Origin of the sequence: Vibrio anguillarum (genome assembly GCF_003390515.1) — a bacterium.
GTDB lineage: Bacteria > Pseudomonadota > Gammaproteobacteria > Enterobacterales > Vibrionaceae > Vibrio > Vibrio anguillarum.
On the sequence record NZ_CP031479.1, the window covers coordinates 2,851,280 to 2,867,014 of the forward strand.

Sequence of the window (15,735 nt, forward strand, 5' to 3'; positions counted from 1 at the left end):
TGCCAAAAGCACGGGCTGTCAGAGAATATTGAACTTAAAAGATAGAGCGCCCAATACGCTCAGCCAAGAGTTCTAACATCTTAGTGCCCGCTAAAGAATTACCTGACGCATCAAGCTCTGGCGACCAAACCGCAATCGTCATCTCCCCAGGAACAACAGCAATAATACCGCCACCTACGCCCGATTTACCCGGCATGCCAACACGATAAGCGAACTCTCCTGCGCCATCATACAAACCGCAAGTCGCCAATAAGGCATTGATCTGCTTACTTTGTGTCGGCGTTACTATCGCTTCCTTGGTATGCACGGACACCCCTTTATTCGCCAGATAACTGAAGGTTTTCGCTAATTGAACACTGCTCATTTTAAGTGAACAAGCGTGAAAATAGTTGTGCAGTACCGGAATAACGTCATTATCGAAATTACCAAACGATCGCATCAGATAGGCGATGGCAGCATTGCGATCGCTGTGCATCATTTCTGAAGCCGCTACCACTTTGTCGTATACGATGCCCTCTTCACCCGACAACTGACGTACAAACTCCAGTAAGCGCTGCCGAGGGGCTGATAAACGGCTATGCAGCATATCCGCCACCACAATAGCTCCAGCATTGATAAAAGGGTTACGCGGAATGCCCTGCTCCATTTCAAGCTGGATCATCGAATTAAACGCTTGGCCTGAAGGTTCTTTTCCGACACGAAGCCATAGCTCTTCTGGTTTATAAAGCATCATAGCAAGCGTTAAGCTCAAAGCTTTAGAGATGGATTGAATTGAGAATCCTTCCGTGGCATCTCCAGCCGAAATCACTTCACCTTGATTGGTGTAAACCGCGATCGCCAGCTTGTTATTCGGTACTTTGGCTAAAGCAGGAATGTAATCGGCGACTTTTCCTTTGCCGATCAGTGGGCGAACCTCACACAAAATATCAGCAAGTAGATTGGGTGTTAGCTTCATGGGTGACTTTACCTCGGGTGAGAAATGTTTTTCTCTATTTTTATAATGATTTTCGTAGGGCGCTAAGGCCGAAAAAGCCAACATTACAACAATGTTGGCTTTTCTTTAATCGCTAATTTTGTTGCAGCAACAAAAGTGAGTCGTTACGCGGTGCGTTTATATTTTATATCCCACACACCATGACCTAAACGGTGACCACGCGCTTCAAATTTAGTCAAAGGACGCTCTTCTGGACGAGGAATATAGTCACCTTCTGCGGCAATATTGGCAAAGCCCGGCGCTTGATTCATCACTTCAATCATATGCTCAGCGTAGTTTTCCCAATCGGTCGCCATATGAAAGATACCCTCTTCCATTTTTAGTTTTTGACGCACCATTTCCGCAAATTCTAACTGCACAATACGGCGCTTATGGTGACGTTTTTTGTGCCAAGGATCAGGGAAGAACAGTTGCAGTGTATGCAGGCTACCATCAGGGATCATGTGTTCAAATACTTCCACTGCATCATGGCACATCACGCGTAAATTAGTCACGCCAGCATCACGAGCGGCTGACAAACAGGCGCCAACACCTGGGCTATGCACTTCAATACCAAAGAAGTTTTTTTGCGGTGCATTTTTAGCCATTTCAACTAATGAAGCGCCCATACCAAAACCGATTTCTAAAACCACCGGGTTATCGTTACCAAAAACCGCCGCCCAATCGAGCAATTGTGGCTGGAAATCAATACCCATTGTTGGCCAACATTCATTCATTGCCGCTTCTTGGCCTTTGGTTAATCGACCCTCACGACGAACGAAACTACGGATTCGACGCAGTATTTTGCCTTCTTCGGTATATTCGTTGGTGGTTACTTCACTCATTGATCTTGCCTGCACATTGATTAATCAAAGCGGGGATTATCCAAAGAATTATTCTCGGTGCAAGTGTTATCGAAATAAACTTGTTGGATAAATCCACACAATTTGTCCGTTTTACAACGTCACATTTATGTGGTGCAATTTTGCTCCACTAAAACTATAAACCAAAGAGCCTGTCGTGACACCTTTCGCTAACGCCATTTTAAAATGGTATGACGCCTATGGGCGCAAACATTTGCCGTGGCAACAAAACAAAACGGCCTACAGCGTTTGGCTGTCGGAAATTATGCTCCAACAAACTCAAGTCGCAACGGTAATCCCTTATTTCGAACGCTTCATGCAACGTTTTCCAACCGTGATTGATTTGGCCAATGCAGAACAAGACGAGGTACTGCACCTATGGACCGGCCTTGGTTATTACGCACGTGCGCGCAATCTACACAAAGCAGCCAAAATAGTGGCCAGCGAATATGGCGGTGAGTTTCCCCTTGATATCGAACAGATGAATGCTCTACCGGGTATTGGCCGATCAACCGCTGCGGCGGTGCTTTCTTCGGTTTATAAGCAGCCGCACGCCATTTTAGATGGTAACGTAAAGCGTACTTTAGCCCGCTGCTTTGCTGTCGAAGGCTGGCCGGGGCAAAAAAAAGTTGAAACTCAATTGTGGCAACATGCCGAACAAAATACGCCAGCGCAAGATGTTGATAAATATAACCAAGCCATGATGGATATGGGGGCGATGGTCTGCACACGCAGCAAACCGAAATGTACGCTCTGCCCAGTTGAATCTTTTTGCATCGCCAATAAACAAAATAACCCACTCGATTATCCGGGCAAAAAACCAAAAACAGACAAACCAACCAAACAAACCTGGTTTGTGATGCTGCACCATAACCATCAAGTATGGTTAGAACAACGCCCTCAAAGTGGAATTTGGGGTGGATTATTTTGCTTCCCTGAAAACCCCAATAGTGCCATCGAAGATCAACTTGATCACAGAGCCATCAAAGAGAGCGCTATCCGCTCTATTCGCCCACTCATCGCTTTTCGCCACACGTTTAGCCATTATCATTTAGAGATCACACCGATCTTGGTCGAGTTATCTCAACAACCGAACATCATCATGGAAGCAAGCAAAGGTCTTTGGTATAACTTAGCCCAACCGGAACAAATCGGCTTAGCCGCTCCTGTAAAACAGTTGCTAGAAAGCCTTCCATTTGAAATTAACCCTTAAAACACCGAAGAGGAAGTGACCATGAGCCGCACTGTATTTTGTGCTCGACTAAATAAAGAAGCCGACGGTTTGGATTTTCAACTGTACCCAGGTGAATTGGGTAAACGTATTTTTGACAACATCTCAAAAGAGGCTTGGGCACAATGGCAGCATAAGCAAACCATGCTGATCAACGAGAAAAAACTCAATATGATGGACCCTGAACATCGTAAATTGCTGGAAACCGAAATGACCAACTTCCTATTTGAAGGAAAAGAGGTCCATATCGAAGGCTACATGCCACCAAGCAAATAAGAGATACCTTATTTATTTCGAGGATAATCAATGACATCATGGTAAACGCTCTGATGTCATTTTTGTATTGGGAAGATAATGAGAAAGCTGACTTACTTTTTTATTGCAATGCTACTGGCCGGTTGTAGCCGAGAATTAGTTGAACGCATATACAGCGTCGACTATGAGCCGACCAACCGTTTTGCCAAAAACTTAGCGCAATTACCCGGGCAATTTGTCAAAGATACCGCCGCCTTAGATGCACTGATCAGCAGTTTTTCTGGCAACATTGAGAAACGCTGGGGCAGTAAAGAGATCAAAGTCGCCGGTAAAAGCAACTATGTAAAATACATCGATAATTACCTGAGTCGTTCCGAAGTCAATTTCTCCACGGGGACCATTATTATCGAAACAGTTTCCCCAACTGACCCCAAAAAACATCTGCGCAATGCCATTATTACCACCTTGCTCACGCCTGATGATCCCGCACACGTTGACCTTTTCTCTTCACAAAATATCGAATTGAATGGTCAGCCATTTTTGTACAACCAAGTGCTTGATCAAGATAAACAACCGATCCAGTGGGGTTGGCGCGCGAATCGATTTGCTGATTATCTTATTGAAAATAAATTAAAAGTTAAGAACGTTGATTTCAAAAAAGCCTACTATGTGGAAATTCCTATGGTAGCGGATCATGCCTCTAAACGAGGTTATAAATACGCCGACATCGTGCACCGAGCCTCGAAAAAATATAACATTCCCGAAGATCTGATCTACGCGATCATAAAAACTGAAAGTAGCTTTAACCCCTACGCTGTCAGTTGGGCCAATGCGTATGGCCTGATGCAAGTGGTTCCTAAAACCGCAGGTCGAGATGTCTTTAAACTGGTCAAAAATAAATCTGGTGAGCCCAGCCCTGAATATCTGTTTGATCCCGAAAAAAATATTGATACGGGAACGGCCTATTTTTATATTCTGAAAAACCGCTACCTCAAAGAGGTCAGCCATCCAACGTCACTCGAATACAGTATGATTTCGGCCTACAACGGCGGCACAGGAGGAGTACTGAATACCTTTAGCAAAGATAGGAAACGAGCGATGAGGGACTTAAATTCACTGCAACCCAATCAAGTCTATTGGGCGCTGACCCAAAAACACCCTAATGCTGAATCGAGAAGGTACTTAGAAAAAGTAACAAAATTCAAAAAGGAATTTAACGCAGGTGGATAAAAAAGCGCAGCTTTGTCTAAATTCGCAGCAAACAAACCGTTTTTTCAAAATATTTCCAAAAAGCAGTTGACGATTGAAGGGAAAATCCGTTTAATAGCGCTCCGTTGCCCGGATAGCTCAGTCGGTAGAGCAGAGGATTGAAAATCCTCGTGTCGGTGGTTCGATTCCGCCTCCGGGCACCACAAATTAAATTGTTGGTGCTTTTGTTAAAGTAGCAGCAAGCAATAAATAAAGTGCGCCGACTTAGCTCAGTAGGTAGAGCAACTGACTTGTAATCAGTAGGTCACCAGTTCGATTCCGGTAGTCGGCACCATTTATTGCCTCGATAGCTCAGTCGGTAGAGCAGAGGATTGAAAATCCTCGTGTCGGTGGTTCGATTCCGCCTCGAGGCACCATTATTTGGTGCGAAGTCTTAGACTTACACAGATAATTCCCCCTTAGTTCAGTCGGTAGAACGGCGGACTGTTAATCCGTATGTCGCAAGTTCAAGTCTTGCAGGGGGAGCCACTTTTAAAGCCAAGTCTAACGACTTGGCTTTTTTATTACCTGTCATATTTATCCAATCCCCTCACCTCTACAGCGATTACCTCTATAACGATTGAATTATGGGTCAGTCCATTTTCCGTCAAAAACTAAAACCAGTCCGGTGAGTTTGCTCCTTTAGTGTAACCAAGCGGATAAACGTGTGTTTTTCAACGCGCTTTTATTCGCTATTTGCCCCATTCAAAGCTCCTATTTTCTTTTCAACGCCTCTTTCCCTATCTAATCTGACACTAATTTTTAACGAAAATGGGCAAAAACGAGTCACTAAGTATAGAAAAACAACAAACGACATTTTTTTTGCATTTTACTGTTGACGTTAAATGCGAAAAACCTTTTAATACACCCCGTCGCCCGGATAGCTCAGTCGGTAGAGCAGAGGATTGAAAATCCTCGTGTCGGTGGTTCGATTCCGCCTCCGGGCACCACAGTTTCTAAATTGTTGGTGCCTAGCACAGACAATAAATTTAAAGATAAAAATGTGCCGACTTAGCTCAGTAGGTAGAGCAACTGACTTGTAATCAGTAGGTCACCAGTTCGACTCCGGTAGTCGGCACCATTCTTTAAAACCTGTTCCCCCTTAGTTCAGTCGGTAGAACGGCGGACTGTTAATCCGTATGTCGCAAGTTCAAGTCTTGCAGGGGGAGCCACTTTTCATCAATGAGCACTGCTTATTGATTCGGCGCCGACTTAGCTCAGTAGGTAGAGCAACTGACTTGTAATCAGTAGGTCACCAGTTCGATTCCGGTAGTCGGCACCATTTATCTGCATAAGATAAGCAAACATTCTGTTCCCCCTTAGTTCAGTCGGTAGAACGGCGGACTGTTAATCCGTATGTCGCAAGTTCAAGTCTTGCAGGGGGAGCCACTTTCTAAAGCCAAGTTTTCAAACTTGGCTTTTTTTGTGTCTTGCGTATGCTCATAATAAAAAGAGCCAGTTTGCACCAGCTCAATCGATTGGAACGTTCGCGGTAATTCACGATAGCCGGTTACTTAAAACCCTTCTCTTTCTTAATCAAATCGTACGCATTTTGGATCTCTTGCGATTTTTCTTTCGCAACGTTCATCATCTCTGGTGGTAAGCCTTTGGCCATCAATTTATCTGGGTGATGCTCATTCATCAATTTGCGATAGGCACGTTTAATCTCTTTAGCATCCGCATCTTCACTCACGCCTAACACATCATAAGCATCAGTGAGGCGTTCAGCTTGCGCGGCTTGTTGCCACTGCCCAGATTGCTGGTAGCCTTGCTGTTGGCCACCAAAATTTCCGCCTTGTTGAAAACGAAAGGCCGCTTCTTGCATACGCAAGCGTCTTTCCAGTTGATCGGATGAGAAACCTAAACTACGAGCGATTTTGTGCAGTACATTGCGCTCGCTAGGGTGAACATCCCCATCGGCAAACGCGGCTGATATTTGCAATTCGAGGAAAAATTGCAACAAGTCAAAGCGTCCACCCGTCGAAAGGCGCACACGCTCCAACACTTCCTCTAAAGGAAAGCCACTCTCTTTCCCCTCACGAAACGCATCTTGAGCCGCTTTACGTTGCTCACCATGTAAGTTCATACGCTCCATCATGATGGTAGCTAGCTGGATCTCTTCTTTGGTGACTTGCCCCTTCGCTTTAGCAACATGGCCCATGACCGCGAAAGCGGCTTTAAAAAATTCGTCTTGTCGCTCGGTTTGGCTTGGCCCAGAACCAAATGAGCTAGTTTTAAACCCCGCTTGATTCAAACGACGAGCTTTATCAAATTGATGCCCGAGAAACAAACCAAAAAATGCGCCAAACGGTCCTCCAAATAAGAAGCCAAAAAAAGCGCCAAGAATTTTGCCAAAAATATGCATTATGTGCTCTCAATCTATGAATTTTTCAGGAGTAAAGCGGTCTGATAGTGCCGGGAGCTTCAATTTCCTTTATGATAAGAAACGTTTTATTTTACATTCGGCCATCCATCTTCCGAATCAATCAAGTTCAAACAGGATAGTACAACTCGATGTCATGTTTTTCCCGCACCTTGTTAGCCGCTTCAATTAGCGCAGCTCTTTTTGTGCCACAGACTCAAGCAGAAGCTATGTTAGACAATAGTGTGCAGGAAATGCCCGCTATAGATCAATGTTTGATCAACGAACCTGAAGCAGAAAACTCAAGTCAGCAACCGATTAATGTCGAGGCTGATACGCTAGAAGCCGTGAACGGTGAACGCGCAAACTACTCAGGCAATGTGGTCGTTGTTCAAGGTAAAAAACGCATTCTAGCGGATACCGTTACCCTGCATCAGAAAGATAATATTGTGGTTGCGCAAGGTAATGTCAACTTCAGTGACGGTGAAGTAAGGACCATTTCTGACAAAGCCACCAACAATCTTAATACGGATTTAATGACATTAGAGAACACAAAATATCAATTTTTGTGTGAACCCGGCCGTGGTGAAGCTGTGTATATTTCCAAAACGGGTAAGGCCGTTTATGAGATAGAAGATGGTTCGATTACCTCTTGCCCTGAAGGTAATAGTGCATGGCGATTGAAAGCATCCAGCATTGATATTGACCAAAATGAAGAGCAAGCCACTTTTTATAATCCGCGCTTCGAGATTCAAAATATTCCGATTTTTTATCTGCCATTTCTTACGGTGCCGATTGGCGACACACGTAAAACGGGATTTTTATACCCTACCGTTTCTTACGGTTCTAGCGATGGTTTTGAAGCCCAAGTCCCTATTTATTGGAACTTAGCGCCAAACTATGACCTAGAAACGACCTTTAAATATATGCAAGAACGCGGTACGCAACTAAACAGTGAATTCCGTTATCTGAATGAGTTTGGTACAGGTAATATTAAATCTGAATATTTACCTGATGATCAAAAACATCCGGAAAAGGGTAGCCGCTGGGGCTTCCAATACCAACACAGTGGTATTTTCAACCAAGCTTGGAAGTTTGAAATTGACTACTCTCAAGTCAGTGACATTAGCTACTTTAGTGACTTAGACTCAGGTATCGGTAACAGAGAAGATGGTCAGCTTATCAAAGAAGGTAAAGCCACCTACCGGACCCACAATTGGGATTCATCGATACTGGTTCGCGACTTTCAGCTGCTTACAGAAGACAAAACTAGCACCAACCAACCCTATCGCTTGATGCCACAGATTGCGTTTAATTACTATGCGCCCGAATTATTACCGTATTTGAACTTTGATATGGTTAGCCATCTATCGCGTTTTGAAACCGATGCAAGAGGAAAACCTGCAGCCACCCGAGCGCACATTGAACCGGGCTTTACTATTCCTCTCAGTAACACCTGGGGCACTTGGACAACCGAAGCGCGAGTGCTTGGTACTTATTACCAACAAGATCTCAGCGGTGTTGACCTCAATTTAGATAACTATAAAGACCTAAAAGAGAGCGTTTCACGCATCATTCCGGAATTTAGAACTCATGCGGGATTAGTACTGGAAAGAGATACGGTTCTGTTTGATGACTATACGCAGACACTTGAGCCGCAGATTCAATACCTGTACGTACCGAGAGAAGATCAGCGCAATATCGGGCTGTACGATACAACGCTACTGCAAACCGATTATTATGGTTTATTCCGCAGCCGTAAATATAGTGGTGTCGATTATATTGCCCCAGCCAATCAGATCAGCTACGGTGCCTCTTCACGGTTTTTCGACGATCAGTATAAAGAACGTTTAAATATCTCTTTTGGCCAGATTTTTTACCTCAAAAAAGATCTCAAGAATTCCTCCCCTAATGAGGGAGATAATTCAGCCAACACTTCCAACTATTCGGCTTGGGCCGTCGAAATGGACTTCAACTATGATGATTTGCTCTTCTATCATGGCGGGGTTCAGTACGACATAGACAGCAGTACGATGCAGCTCGCCAACAGTACCCTAGAGTATCGGGTTGGCTCTGGCTATATTCAAACCAACTACCGCTATGTAACTTACGATTACATTAAAAACACCGTGGACTTCAATACTAGTGGAATAACCAAAGAGGGTATTTCACAAGCCGGTTTACTGGCTGGGTATCAGATCTCCAAAAAGTGGAATGCTAGCGGACAGTACTTCTACGATTTAACCACAGAAAAGAACTTAGAGTGGCTGGCTAACCTAAGCTACACCTCAGATTGTTGGTATATTGGTTTTACTTATAGTAATCAACTGCGGAAATGGGATGGTGATTTTGTTACCGACCCTAATGCTACACCACTCTACGAAAATAACTTTAGTTTGAACTTTGGTATTGTCGGTTTTGGCACCACGATTGGTGCAGGTTCCGGAATGACGGGCGTAGACAGCGCTGGAAATTCATTAAGTTATGGTCGTCCATTTTTCCTAAACAACTAATTTATCCGGCCTTTGCTTAAGCGTAAAGGCCCTTGCTCATTTTGATAGGACTACAAATGAAATTGTGGAAACACACACTGATTGGATTGATGGCAACATTAAGCCTAAACACCGCATACGCTACTCCTGTTGAGCTCGATCGCGTCGCCGTCATCGTCAATAGTGGCGTTATTTTACAGAGTGACATTGATGGTGCATTAAAAACCTTGACCATTAATGCAAAGAAAAATGGTCAAACGCTACCCGAAGACACAGTGCTGCGTGAGCAAGTGGTTGAAAAATTGATTATTGATACCATTCAGCAACAAGAAGCACAACGCATTGGCGTGCGCATTGACGATAACCGACTCAGTGACGCGATCGCCGACATCGCGAAAAACAATAATCAAACCCTGGAACAGCTTAACGCTTCTGTTACTACTGAAGGGCTGACTTATGCCGAATTTCGCGAACAAGTACGTAAAGAAATTGCAGCAAGTGAAGCGCGCAATGCTTTAGTTCGTCGCCGGATCAATATATTACCGGACGAAGTGGACAACTTAGCCAATATTCTTGCGCAAGAAACCAATGCAACGGTGCAATATAAAATCAGCCACATCCAACTGCGTGTTGACGACACTCAAGATAAGGCCGCAGTAGAACAGCAAGCCAAAACCTTAGTCGAAAAACTCAACCAAGGAGCGGATTTCAGCACCATGGCTTATACCTATTCAAAAGGTCCGAAAGCGCTGCAAGGTGGTGATTGGGGCTGGATGCGCAAAGAAGAAATGCCGACAATTTTTGCCGACCAAATCAAAATGCAAAACAAAGGCTCTATTATTGGGCCATTTCGCAGTGGCGTCGGTTTCCACATTCTTAAAATTGATGACGTCAAAGGATTAGAAACCGTCGCGGTCACGGAAGTTAATGCACGCCATATTTTAATCAAACCCACGGTCATTTTAAGCGATGACGGCGTACAAAAAGAGCTACATGACTTCATTCGTCGCATTAAGGCAGGTGAAGCGACCTTTGGTGAATTGGCGCAGCAATACAGCCAAGATCCCGGCTCTGCGGCGCAAAATGGCGAATTGGGTTATCAAACACCTGATCTGTACGTGCCGGAGTTTCAGCATCAAATCGAAACATTATCGGTTGGACAAATCAGCGAACCCTTTAAAACCGTTCATGGTTGGCATATTGTCGAAGTGCTTGATCGCCGTGAAGTCGACCGCACCGACTCTGCACTGAAAAACAAAGCTTATCGCATTCTTTTTAATCGAAAATTCAATGAAGAAGCCAGCGCATGGCTACAAGAAATGCGTGCCAGTGCCTTTGTCGAAATTATACAGGACAACCAAGATGACAATTAAACGCATCGTGGTTACCGCTGGCGAGCCCGCGGGTATTGGCCCAGATTTGGTGCTGGCCTTATCAAAAGAAGATTGGGCACATCAACTGGTGGTATGCGCGGACAAAAGCTTGCTTGCAGAGCGCGCTAAAGAGCTCAATATTGACGTTATATTGGAAGACTACTCAGTCACCTCTGCACCAAAACCACAGCAAGCGGGACGGTTAGTAGTGGATCATATTCCCCTCGGCGCACCGGTGATAACGGGGAAACTGAATGAAGCCAATGGACATTATGTATTAAATACATTAGAAAGAGCCGCTTTAGGCTGTATGAATGATGAATTTGATGCTATTGTCACCGGCCCTGTGCACAAGGGGGTGATCAACCGAGCTGGCGTTGCATTTAGCGGCCACACTGAATTCTTTGCTGAAAAATCTAATACTCCACTGGTGGTTATGATGCTCGCAACAGAAGGGTTGAGAGTCGCGCTAGTGACAACACATATTCCACTGGCTTATGTATCAAAGGCAGTAACGGTCGAGCGGTTAGAAAAAATCATCACTATTTTGCATAAAGATTTGGTGAAAAAATTTGCCATTGCTCAACCCAAAATTTATGTGTGTGGTTTAAACCCACACGCGGGAGAAGATGGCTGTCTGGGCCGTGAAGAGATAGAAACCATCACTCCAACACTAGAAAAAATTCGTCAGCAAGATGGCATTAATTTGATTGGCCCACTACCAGCCGACACCATCTTCAATGACAAATACTTGCAAGATGCCGATGCTGTTTTAGGCATGTATCACGACCAAGTCCTGCCCGTATTAAAGTACAAAGGTTTTGGTCGTTCAGTAAATATTACTCTTGGTCTACCCTTTATAAGAACATCGGTCGATCATGGCACCGCACTCGAATTGGCAGGGAAAGGGCTTGCGGATACAGGGAGCTTTAGAACAGCACTCGCCTACGCGATTGACTTGGTAGAAAAGAAACCTAATTAATTTCGAGAAAACTATGAGAAATGATGTCCACTTAGGGCACAAAGCGCGTAAACGTTTTGGTCAAAACTTCCTAAACGATCCATACATTATTGATGGCATCGTCTCTGCGATTAACCCTCGTCCGGGACAAAATTTGGTTGAGATCGGCCCCGGTCTTGGAGCGATAACTGAGCCAGTCGGCCGCGAAGTGGATAAATTCACTGTTATTGAGCTAGACCGTGACTTAGCTGAGCGCCTGCGCAACCACCCAGAATTATCGAGTAAATTGACGATTCACGAAGGCGATGCGATGCGCTTTGACTTCACGCAGTTGGTGAAGCCGAATAATAAACTGCGCATTTTCGGCAACTTGCCATACAACATTTCAACGCCATTAATGTTCCACTTATTTGAATTTCATAAAGATATTCAAGATATGCACTTCATGCTGCAAAAAGAAGTGGTCAACCGTTTAGCTGCCGGTCCCGGCAGTAAAGCTTACGGGCGCTTAACGGTTATGACGCAGTATTTCTGCAAAGTGGTTCCTGTGTTGGAAGTTCCGCCAACGGCTTTTGTGCCGCCACCGAAAGTTGATTCAGCCGTGGTGCGTTTGGTGCCTTATGAAGTACTGCCGCATCCAACGACAAACATGAAATGGTTAGAGCGTGTCTGCCGAGATGGTTTTAACCAACGTCGTAAAACCGTACGCAACTGCTACAAAGGTTTGATTGAGGTGGAAACGCTAGAAGAACTTGGGGTCAACCCTGGCATGCGCCCGGAAAACCTAACACTTGAACAGTTTGTTGCTATGGCAAACTGGTTAGACGCTCATCACGCCTAATAACGATTGAGCGATAAACGGCCAATGTCTATCGCTCATCTATAAAAACAAGGAGTTAACATGGATATCTCTGAACCTTGTATCAAAATCCAAGTCCATACCCAGTATCTCCCCGAGCAGTCCAATCCCGATTTACACCGCTATATCTTTGCCTATGTGATCACCATCCGTAATCTCAGCAACCAGCAGGTACAGCTGATGAGCCGCCGTTGGTTAATTACCGATGCGAATGGCAAACAGATGTCTGTGGAAGGTGATGGCGTGGTCGGGGAACAACCGATTATCTTGCCCAATGATGAGTACCGCTATAACAGTGGTACGGCGTTGGAAACGCCAGTCGGTGTTATGCAAGGTCATTACATTATGTTAGATGAAGCGGACGCTGAATTTATTGTTGAAATTGAGCCTTTTCGTCTCGCTATTCCTAATGTTTTAAATTAAAAGAGGTAGCCGTGGCGAACTATATTGTCGGCGACATTCAAGGCTGTTTTGACGAACTACAGTGTTTATTGGCTCAAGTGCAATTCCAACCACAACAAGACACACTGTGGGTAGCTGGCGACTTAGTAGCAAGAGGCCCTAAATCTCTAGAAACGCTACGTTTTATCAAACAATTGGGTAGTTCGGCGCGTATCGTTCTAGGCAATCACGATCTTCACCTACTGGCCGTCTCGCTGGGCATCCACCCATGTAAACCTCGTGATAAAACCTTACCCATATTACAAGCGAACGATGCAACAGAGCTGCTCACTTGGTTGCGCCATCAACCGCTCCTCGCTGAACATGCTGACTTTGTTATGTGCCATGCGGGGATTTCTCCTCTGTGGGATCTTGAAACTGCACGTCAAGCAGCAAAAGAAGTCGAAAGTATTTTACAAAGCGATCGTTGGCGTTGGCTTATCGAGCAGATGTACAGCAACACACCTGATATGTGGAGCTTGAAGCTAGAAGGGATTGACCGCTATCGCTATACCATCAATGCCTATACTCGGATGCGTTTTTGCTTTGCTGATGGGCGTCTTGATATGGCGTGCAAACTTCCCCCTCAAGAAATAAAAGATGAAGAATTGTTACCGTGGTTTGCCCTACCCAAACGCCTTAAACTCGATAAAACAGTCCTATTTGGCCACTGGGCTGCGTTAGAAGGTTACCGCAGCGACGAAGTGATAGGGCTTGATACTGGCTGTGTGTGGGGAGGATGTTTGACCATGCTACGCTGGGAAGATAAACACTACTTCACTCAACCAGCGTTAACCCATAAAGGCTAACGAATAAAAAGATCCGGATCGTTGCTTAATATCGATCCGAAATCCTCTATTGCTTATCAAAAACCACAAACTGCATGTTGTGAGCATTTTTGTCATCCGCTTGATACATTTCACGATGAACTTCTTGCCACTCACTCCCCCACTCGGGAAATTGTGTATCTCCCTCAATATTTAAGTCAATAAAGGTGAGGTATAGTTTATTGGCCTGTGGCATACAGGCTTGATAGATAGAGCCGCCACCAATGATCATCACTTCATCCACATGACCCGCAACCTCAATGGCTTCTTCAATCGAAGAGACAATACTCACCCCTTCAATTGCCAATGAAGCATCACGACTGATCACGATATTATGGCGACCAGGTAACGGGCGACCAATAGACTCATAAGTTTTTCGCCCCATGATCACTGGTTTGCCCAACGTACAGCGTTTAAACCATGCAAAATCTGCCGGTAAATGCCATGGCATTTGATTGTCTTTACCAATAATCCGATTGTCTGCCATCGCGGCAATCATGCTGATGATCATAAATAAGATCCTAAAGTGTCATCACGAAAGATAGCCCATGCCCTTACACTATGGGTTTGCGCCGATAGAATAACAAACCCGGCACCGCAAGGCCAACCGCTAAGCCCGCGATAATAAACATCGCTTTTAAAAAATTATCCATCAGTATCGCCAGCAGCTCTGGCGTAAAACCAAGATGGTTAATTTCAACCATTGCAATCATCGCTTTAAAGGCAAAAACCCCGGGAACCATTGGGATCAAAGCCGCTACCGTAAACACTTTAGGGTGAGCTAAAAATTTACGCGACCAACGCACGCCAATCATTCCAACGATAGTTGCAGCAAAAAAAGTCGCCCACTCAATGGGAATTCCAAATTGCATCATTAAGTAACGTGAGCCATGACCAATCGCACCACCTAACGCACAATATTTTAGGGCTGGTACAGGAACATTAAACACCAAAGCAAAACCAACGGCTGGGATTGCAGCAAAAAACATGTCATTGGCTAAACCGAGTAATAAATTCATCCAATCCATCGCTACCATCCCCATACACCCGTAATGCTCATCGCCGCAACGATGCCCAAACTCGTTGCCAACGTAAGCAAACTTGCCATCACAAAACGGGCAATACCCATATTGATATAACCTTTAAGCATATCCGCGACCGCATTAATTAAAGGAAAACCGGGGACTAACATCAGTACAGAAGAAGCCATCACAATGGTTGGTTTATTGCCTAGCTGGTAGATGATAGCTTGCGCTGAAATGATCGAAGTGACAAATGAGGTCACCGTAAAGTTGACGAGCGGATTAAATTGGCGATGCCCAATCTCTTGGCGCACAATCATACCCGCCGCAGAAGCAATGAACGTCATCGTAAACACCGTCCAATCTCCGCCAGCTAAACGAGCAAATGCAGCACAAGAAAGACCAATCATCACCACAACCAACCAACGGTTGTAGCGTTCAGGGCTGATCTGATTGAGTTTTTTCTGCGCAAGGGAATAATCTAAAATCCCTTTTTCCATCATGATGCAGATGCGCTGGACTTGCGTCACTACCCGCATATTGATCCCACGATCAGGACAACGGCGCGCAGTCGTAATGCAATGGCCATCATAAACCGTGGTTAGCACAAGTGAACTCGCCGAGAGCGATACTTCCACTTCACTCATGCCACACGCCGCTCCTATGCGACGCATAATATCGCCCACCAGTGTACTTTCCGCACCATGAGCCAACAACATTTGCCCAGCCTGGGCGATCAATCGAGAAACAAGCCTCTGTTTGGATGTCATGATTCCTTTCCGAACGTCCTAAAAGCCCAATAGTGTGCCCGAAATTGGGTGCTTTAAA

15 protein-coding genes and 9 tRNA genes are annotated in these 15,735 nt (G+C 44.9%); 18 read left to right on the top strand and 6 right to left on the bottom strand.

Annotated features, from left to right (window positions below; all coding sequences use genetic code 11):
- Positions 1-34: 34 nt before the first annotated feature.
- Both glsB and trmB read right to left on the bottom strand, forming a co-directional pair.
- A complete protein-coding gene (gene glsB / locus DD616_RS15780) occupies positions 35-955 on the bottom strand; it encodes a glutaminase B (protein WP_208871906.1) in 921 nt (306 codons plus the stop codon).
- A 143-nt stretch (positions 956-1,098) separates the two neighbouring features.
- Positions 1,099-1,818: a tRNA (guanosine(46)-N7)-methyltransferase TrmB gene (trmB, locus tag DD616_RS15785; RefSeq protein WP_026027213.1), complete on the bottom strand. Its 720-nt coding sequence runs from the start codon at positions 1,816-1,818 to the stop codon at positions 1,099-1,101.
- Positions 1,819-1,993: 175 nt separating this feature from the next.
- Between trmB and mutY the strand changes: the two genes are divergently transcribed.
- The 12 genes from mutY to DD616_RS15845 all read left to right on the top strand — a co-directional run bounded on the left by mutY (position 1,994) and on the right by DD616_RS15845 (position 5,959).
- Positions 1,994-3,049 carry an A/G-specific adenine glycosylase gene (mutY, locus tag DD616_RS15790; protein ID WP_013857828.1) on the top strand — a complete coding sequence of 352 codons (1,056 nt, stop codon included), beginning with the start codon at positions 1,994-1,996 and terminating at the stop codon, positions 3,047-3,049.
- Positions 3,050-3,070: 21 nt separating this feature from the next.
- Complete coding sequence (locus tag DD616_RS15795) at positions 3,071-3,343, top strand: oxidative damage protection protein (RefSeq protein WP_208871907.1); 273 nt, start codon at positions 3,071-3,073, stop codon at positions 3,341-3,343.
- 78 nt (positions 3,344-3,421) lie between these two features.
- Positions 3,422-4,552 (top strand): membrane-bound lytic murein transglycosylase MltC, encoded by a 1,131-nt coding sequence (gene mltC, locus DD616_RS15800; RefSeq protein WP_013857830.1) that lies wholly within the window; start codon positions 3,422-3,424, stop codon positions 4,550-4,552.
- 106 nt (positions 4,553-4,658) lie between these two features.
- Positions 4,659-4,734: transfer RNA gene (locus tag DD616_RS15805), tRNA-Phe, on the top strand.
- Positions 4,735-4,789: 55 nt separating this feature from the next.
- Positions 4,790-4,865, top strand: a tRNA-Thr gene (locus DD616_RS15810).
- A gap of 6 nt (positions 4,866-4,871) precedes the next feature.
- A tRNA-Phe gene (locus DD616_RS15815) sits at positions 4,872-4,947 on the top strand.
- 36 nt (positions 4,948-4,983) lie between these two features.
- Positions 4,984-5,059 (top strand) — tRNA-Asn (locus tag DD616_RS15820).
- Between the two features lie 385 nt (positions 5,060-5,444).
- Positions 5,445-5,520, top strand: a tRNA-Phe gene (locus DD616_RS15825).
- A gap of 55 nt (positions 5,521-5,575) precedes the next feature.
- Positions 5,576-5,651, top strand: a tRNA-Thr gene (locus DD616_RS15830).
- A gap of 15 nt (positions 5,652-5,666) precedes the next feature.
- Positions 5,667-5,742 (top strand) — tRNA-Asn (locus DD616_RS15835).
- 34 nt (positions 5,743-5,776) lie between these two features.
- Positions 5,777-5,852: transfer RNA gene (locus DD616_RS15840), tRNA-Thr, on the top strand.
- Positions 5,853-5,883: 31 nt separating this feature from the next.
- Positions 5,884-5,959: transfer RNA gene (locus tag DD616_RS15845), tRNA-Asn, on the top strand.
- Between the two features lie 121 nt (positions 5,960-6,080).
- On the opposite strand, the gene djlA is transcribed toward DD616_RS15845, so the two are convergent.
- Positions 6,081-6,935, bottom strand: coding sequence for a co-chaperone DjlA (gene djlA / locus DD616_RS15850; protein ID WP_017050643.1), 855 nt, complete (start codon positions 6,933-6,935; stop codon positions 6,081-6,083).
- Between the two features lie 149 nt (positions 6,936-7,084).
- Between djlA and lptD the strand changes: the two genes are divergently transcribed.
- Genes lptD through apaH form a run of 6 tightly spaced genes read left to right on the top strand, consistent with a single transcriptional unit; the run spans position 7,085 to position 13,867 of the window.
- Positions 7,085-9,445, top strand: a complete 2,361-nt coding sequence (lptD, locus tag DD616_RS15855; RefSeq protein ID WP_208871908.1) for an LPS assembly protein LptD — start codon at positions 7,085-7,087, stop codon at positions 9,443-9,445.
- Between the two features lie 56 nt (positions 9,446-9,501).
- Positions 9,502-10,797, top strand: a complete 1,296-nt coding sequence (gene surA, locus DD616_RS15860; RefSeq protein ID WP_013857833.1) for a peptidylprolyl isomerase SurA — start codon at positions 9,502-9,504, stop codon at positions 10,795-10,797.
- Positions 10,787-11,779, top strand: a complete 993-nt coding sequence (pdxA, locus tag DD616_RS15865) for a 4-hydroxythreonine-4-phosphate dehydrogenase PdxA (protein ID WP_094163916.1) — start codon at positions 10,787-10,789, stop codon at positions 11,777-11,779. The genes surA and pdxA overlap by 11 nt, the downstream gene beginning before the upstream one ends.
- A gap of 13 nt (positions 11,780-11,792) precedes the next feature.
- Positions 11,793-12,599, top strand: a complete 807-nt coding sequence (gene rsmA, locus DD616_RS15870) for a 16S rRNA (adenine(1518)-N(6)/adenine(1519)-N(6))-dimethyltransferase RsmA (protein ID WP_013857835.1) — start codon at positions 11,793-11,795, stop codon at positions 12,597-12,599.
- 60 nt (positions 12,600-12,659) lie between these two features.
- Positions 12,660-13,040, top strand: a complete 381-nt coding sequence (gene apaG / locus DD616_RS15875; protein ID WP_013857836.1) for a Co2+/Mg2+ efflux facilitator ApaG/CorD — start codon at positions 12,660-12,662, stop codon at positions 13,038-13,040.
- Between the two features lie 11 nt (positions 13,041-13,051).
- Positions 13,052-13,867 (top strand): bis(5'-nucleosyl)-tetraphosphatase (symmetrical) ApaH, encoded by an 816-nt coding sequence (apaH, locus tag DD616_RS15880; protein WP_208871909.1) that lies wholly within the window; start codon positions 13,052-13,054, stop codon positions 13,865-13,867.
- A 46-nt stretch (positions 13,868-13,913) separates the two neighbouring features.
- Here the strand turns inward: apaH and folA are convergent, their stop codons facing one another.
- Genes folA through DD616_RS15895 form a run of 3 tightly spaced genes read right to left on the bottom strand, consistent with a single transcriptional unit; the run spans position 13,914 to position 15,677 of the window.
- The gene (gene folA, locus DD616_RS15885; RefSeq protein ID WP_017045398.1) at positions 13,914-14,396 is read right to left on the bottom strand and encodes a type 3 dihydrofolate reductase; all 483 of its coding nucleotides are present in this window, start codon (positions 14,394-14,396) and stop codon (positions 13,914-13,916) included.
- 43 nt (positions 14,397-14,439) lie between these two features.
- Entirely contained in the window at positions 14,440-14,928 is a 489-nt protein-coding gene (locus tag DD616_RS15890; protein ID WP_017050647.1) for a threonine/serine exporter family protein, read from the bottom strand.
- Complete coding sequence (locus tag DD616_RS15895; RefSeq protein ID WP_208871910.1) at positions 14,916-15,677, bottom strand: threonine/serine exporter family protein; 762 nt, start codon at positions 15,675-15,677, stop codon at positions 14,916-14,918. The genes DD616_RS15890 and DD616_RS15895 overlap by 13 nt, the downstream gene beginning before the upstream one ends.
- Between the last annotated feature and the right edge of the window lie 58 nt (positions 15,678-15,735).

Coding starts and splice junctions, on each gene's coding strand:
- glsB (WP_208871906.1), bottom strand. CDS start 955: ATGAAGCTAACACCCAATCTACTTGCTGATATTTTGTGTGAGGTTCGC.
- trmB (WP_026027213.1), bottom strand. CDS start 1,818: ATGAGTGAAGTAACCACCAACGAATATACCGAAGAAGGCAAAATACTG.
- DD616_RS15795 (WP_208871907.1), top strand. CDS start 3,071: ATGAGCCGCACTGTATTTTGTGCTCGACTAAATAAAGAAGCCGACGGT.
- mltC (WP_013857830.1), top strand. CDS start 3,422: ATGAGAAAGCTGACTTACTTTTTTATTGCAATGCTACTGGCCGGTTGT.
- djlA (WP_017050643.1), bottom strand. CDS start 6,935: ATGCATATTTTTGGCAAAATTCTTGGCGCTTTTTTTGGCTTCTTATTT.
- lptD (WP_208871908.1), top strand. CDS start 7,085: ATGTCATGTTTTTCCCGCACCTTGTTAGCCGCTTCAATTAGCGCAGCT.
- surA (WP_013857833.1), top strand. CDS start 9,502: ATGAAATTGTGGAAACACACACTGATTGGATTGATGGCAACATTAAGC.
- pdxA (WP_094163916.1), top strand. CDS start 10,787: ATGACAATTAAACGCATCGTGGTTACCGCTGGCGAGCCCGCGGGTATT.
- rsmA (WP_013857835.1), top strand. CDS start 11,793: ATGAGAAATGATGTCCACTTAGGGCACAAAGCGCGTAAACGTTTTGGT.
- apaG (WP_013857836.1), top strand. CDS start 12,660: ATGGATATCTCTGAACCTTGTATCAAAATCCAAGTCCATACCCAGTAT.
- folA (WP_017045398.1), bottom strand. CDS start 14,396: ATGATCATCAGCATGATTGCCGCGATGGCAGACAATCGGATTATTGGT.
- DD616_RS15890 (WP_017050647.1), bottom strand. CDS start 14,928: ATGGGGATGGTAGCGATGGATTGGATGAATTTATTACTCGGTTTAGCC.
- DD616_RS15895 (WP_208871910.1), bottom strand. CDS start 15,677: ATGACATCCAAACAGAGGCTTGTTTCTCGATTGATCGCCCAGGCTGGG.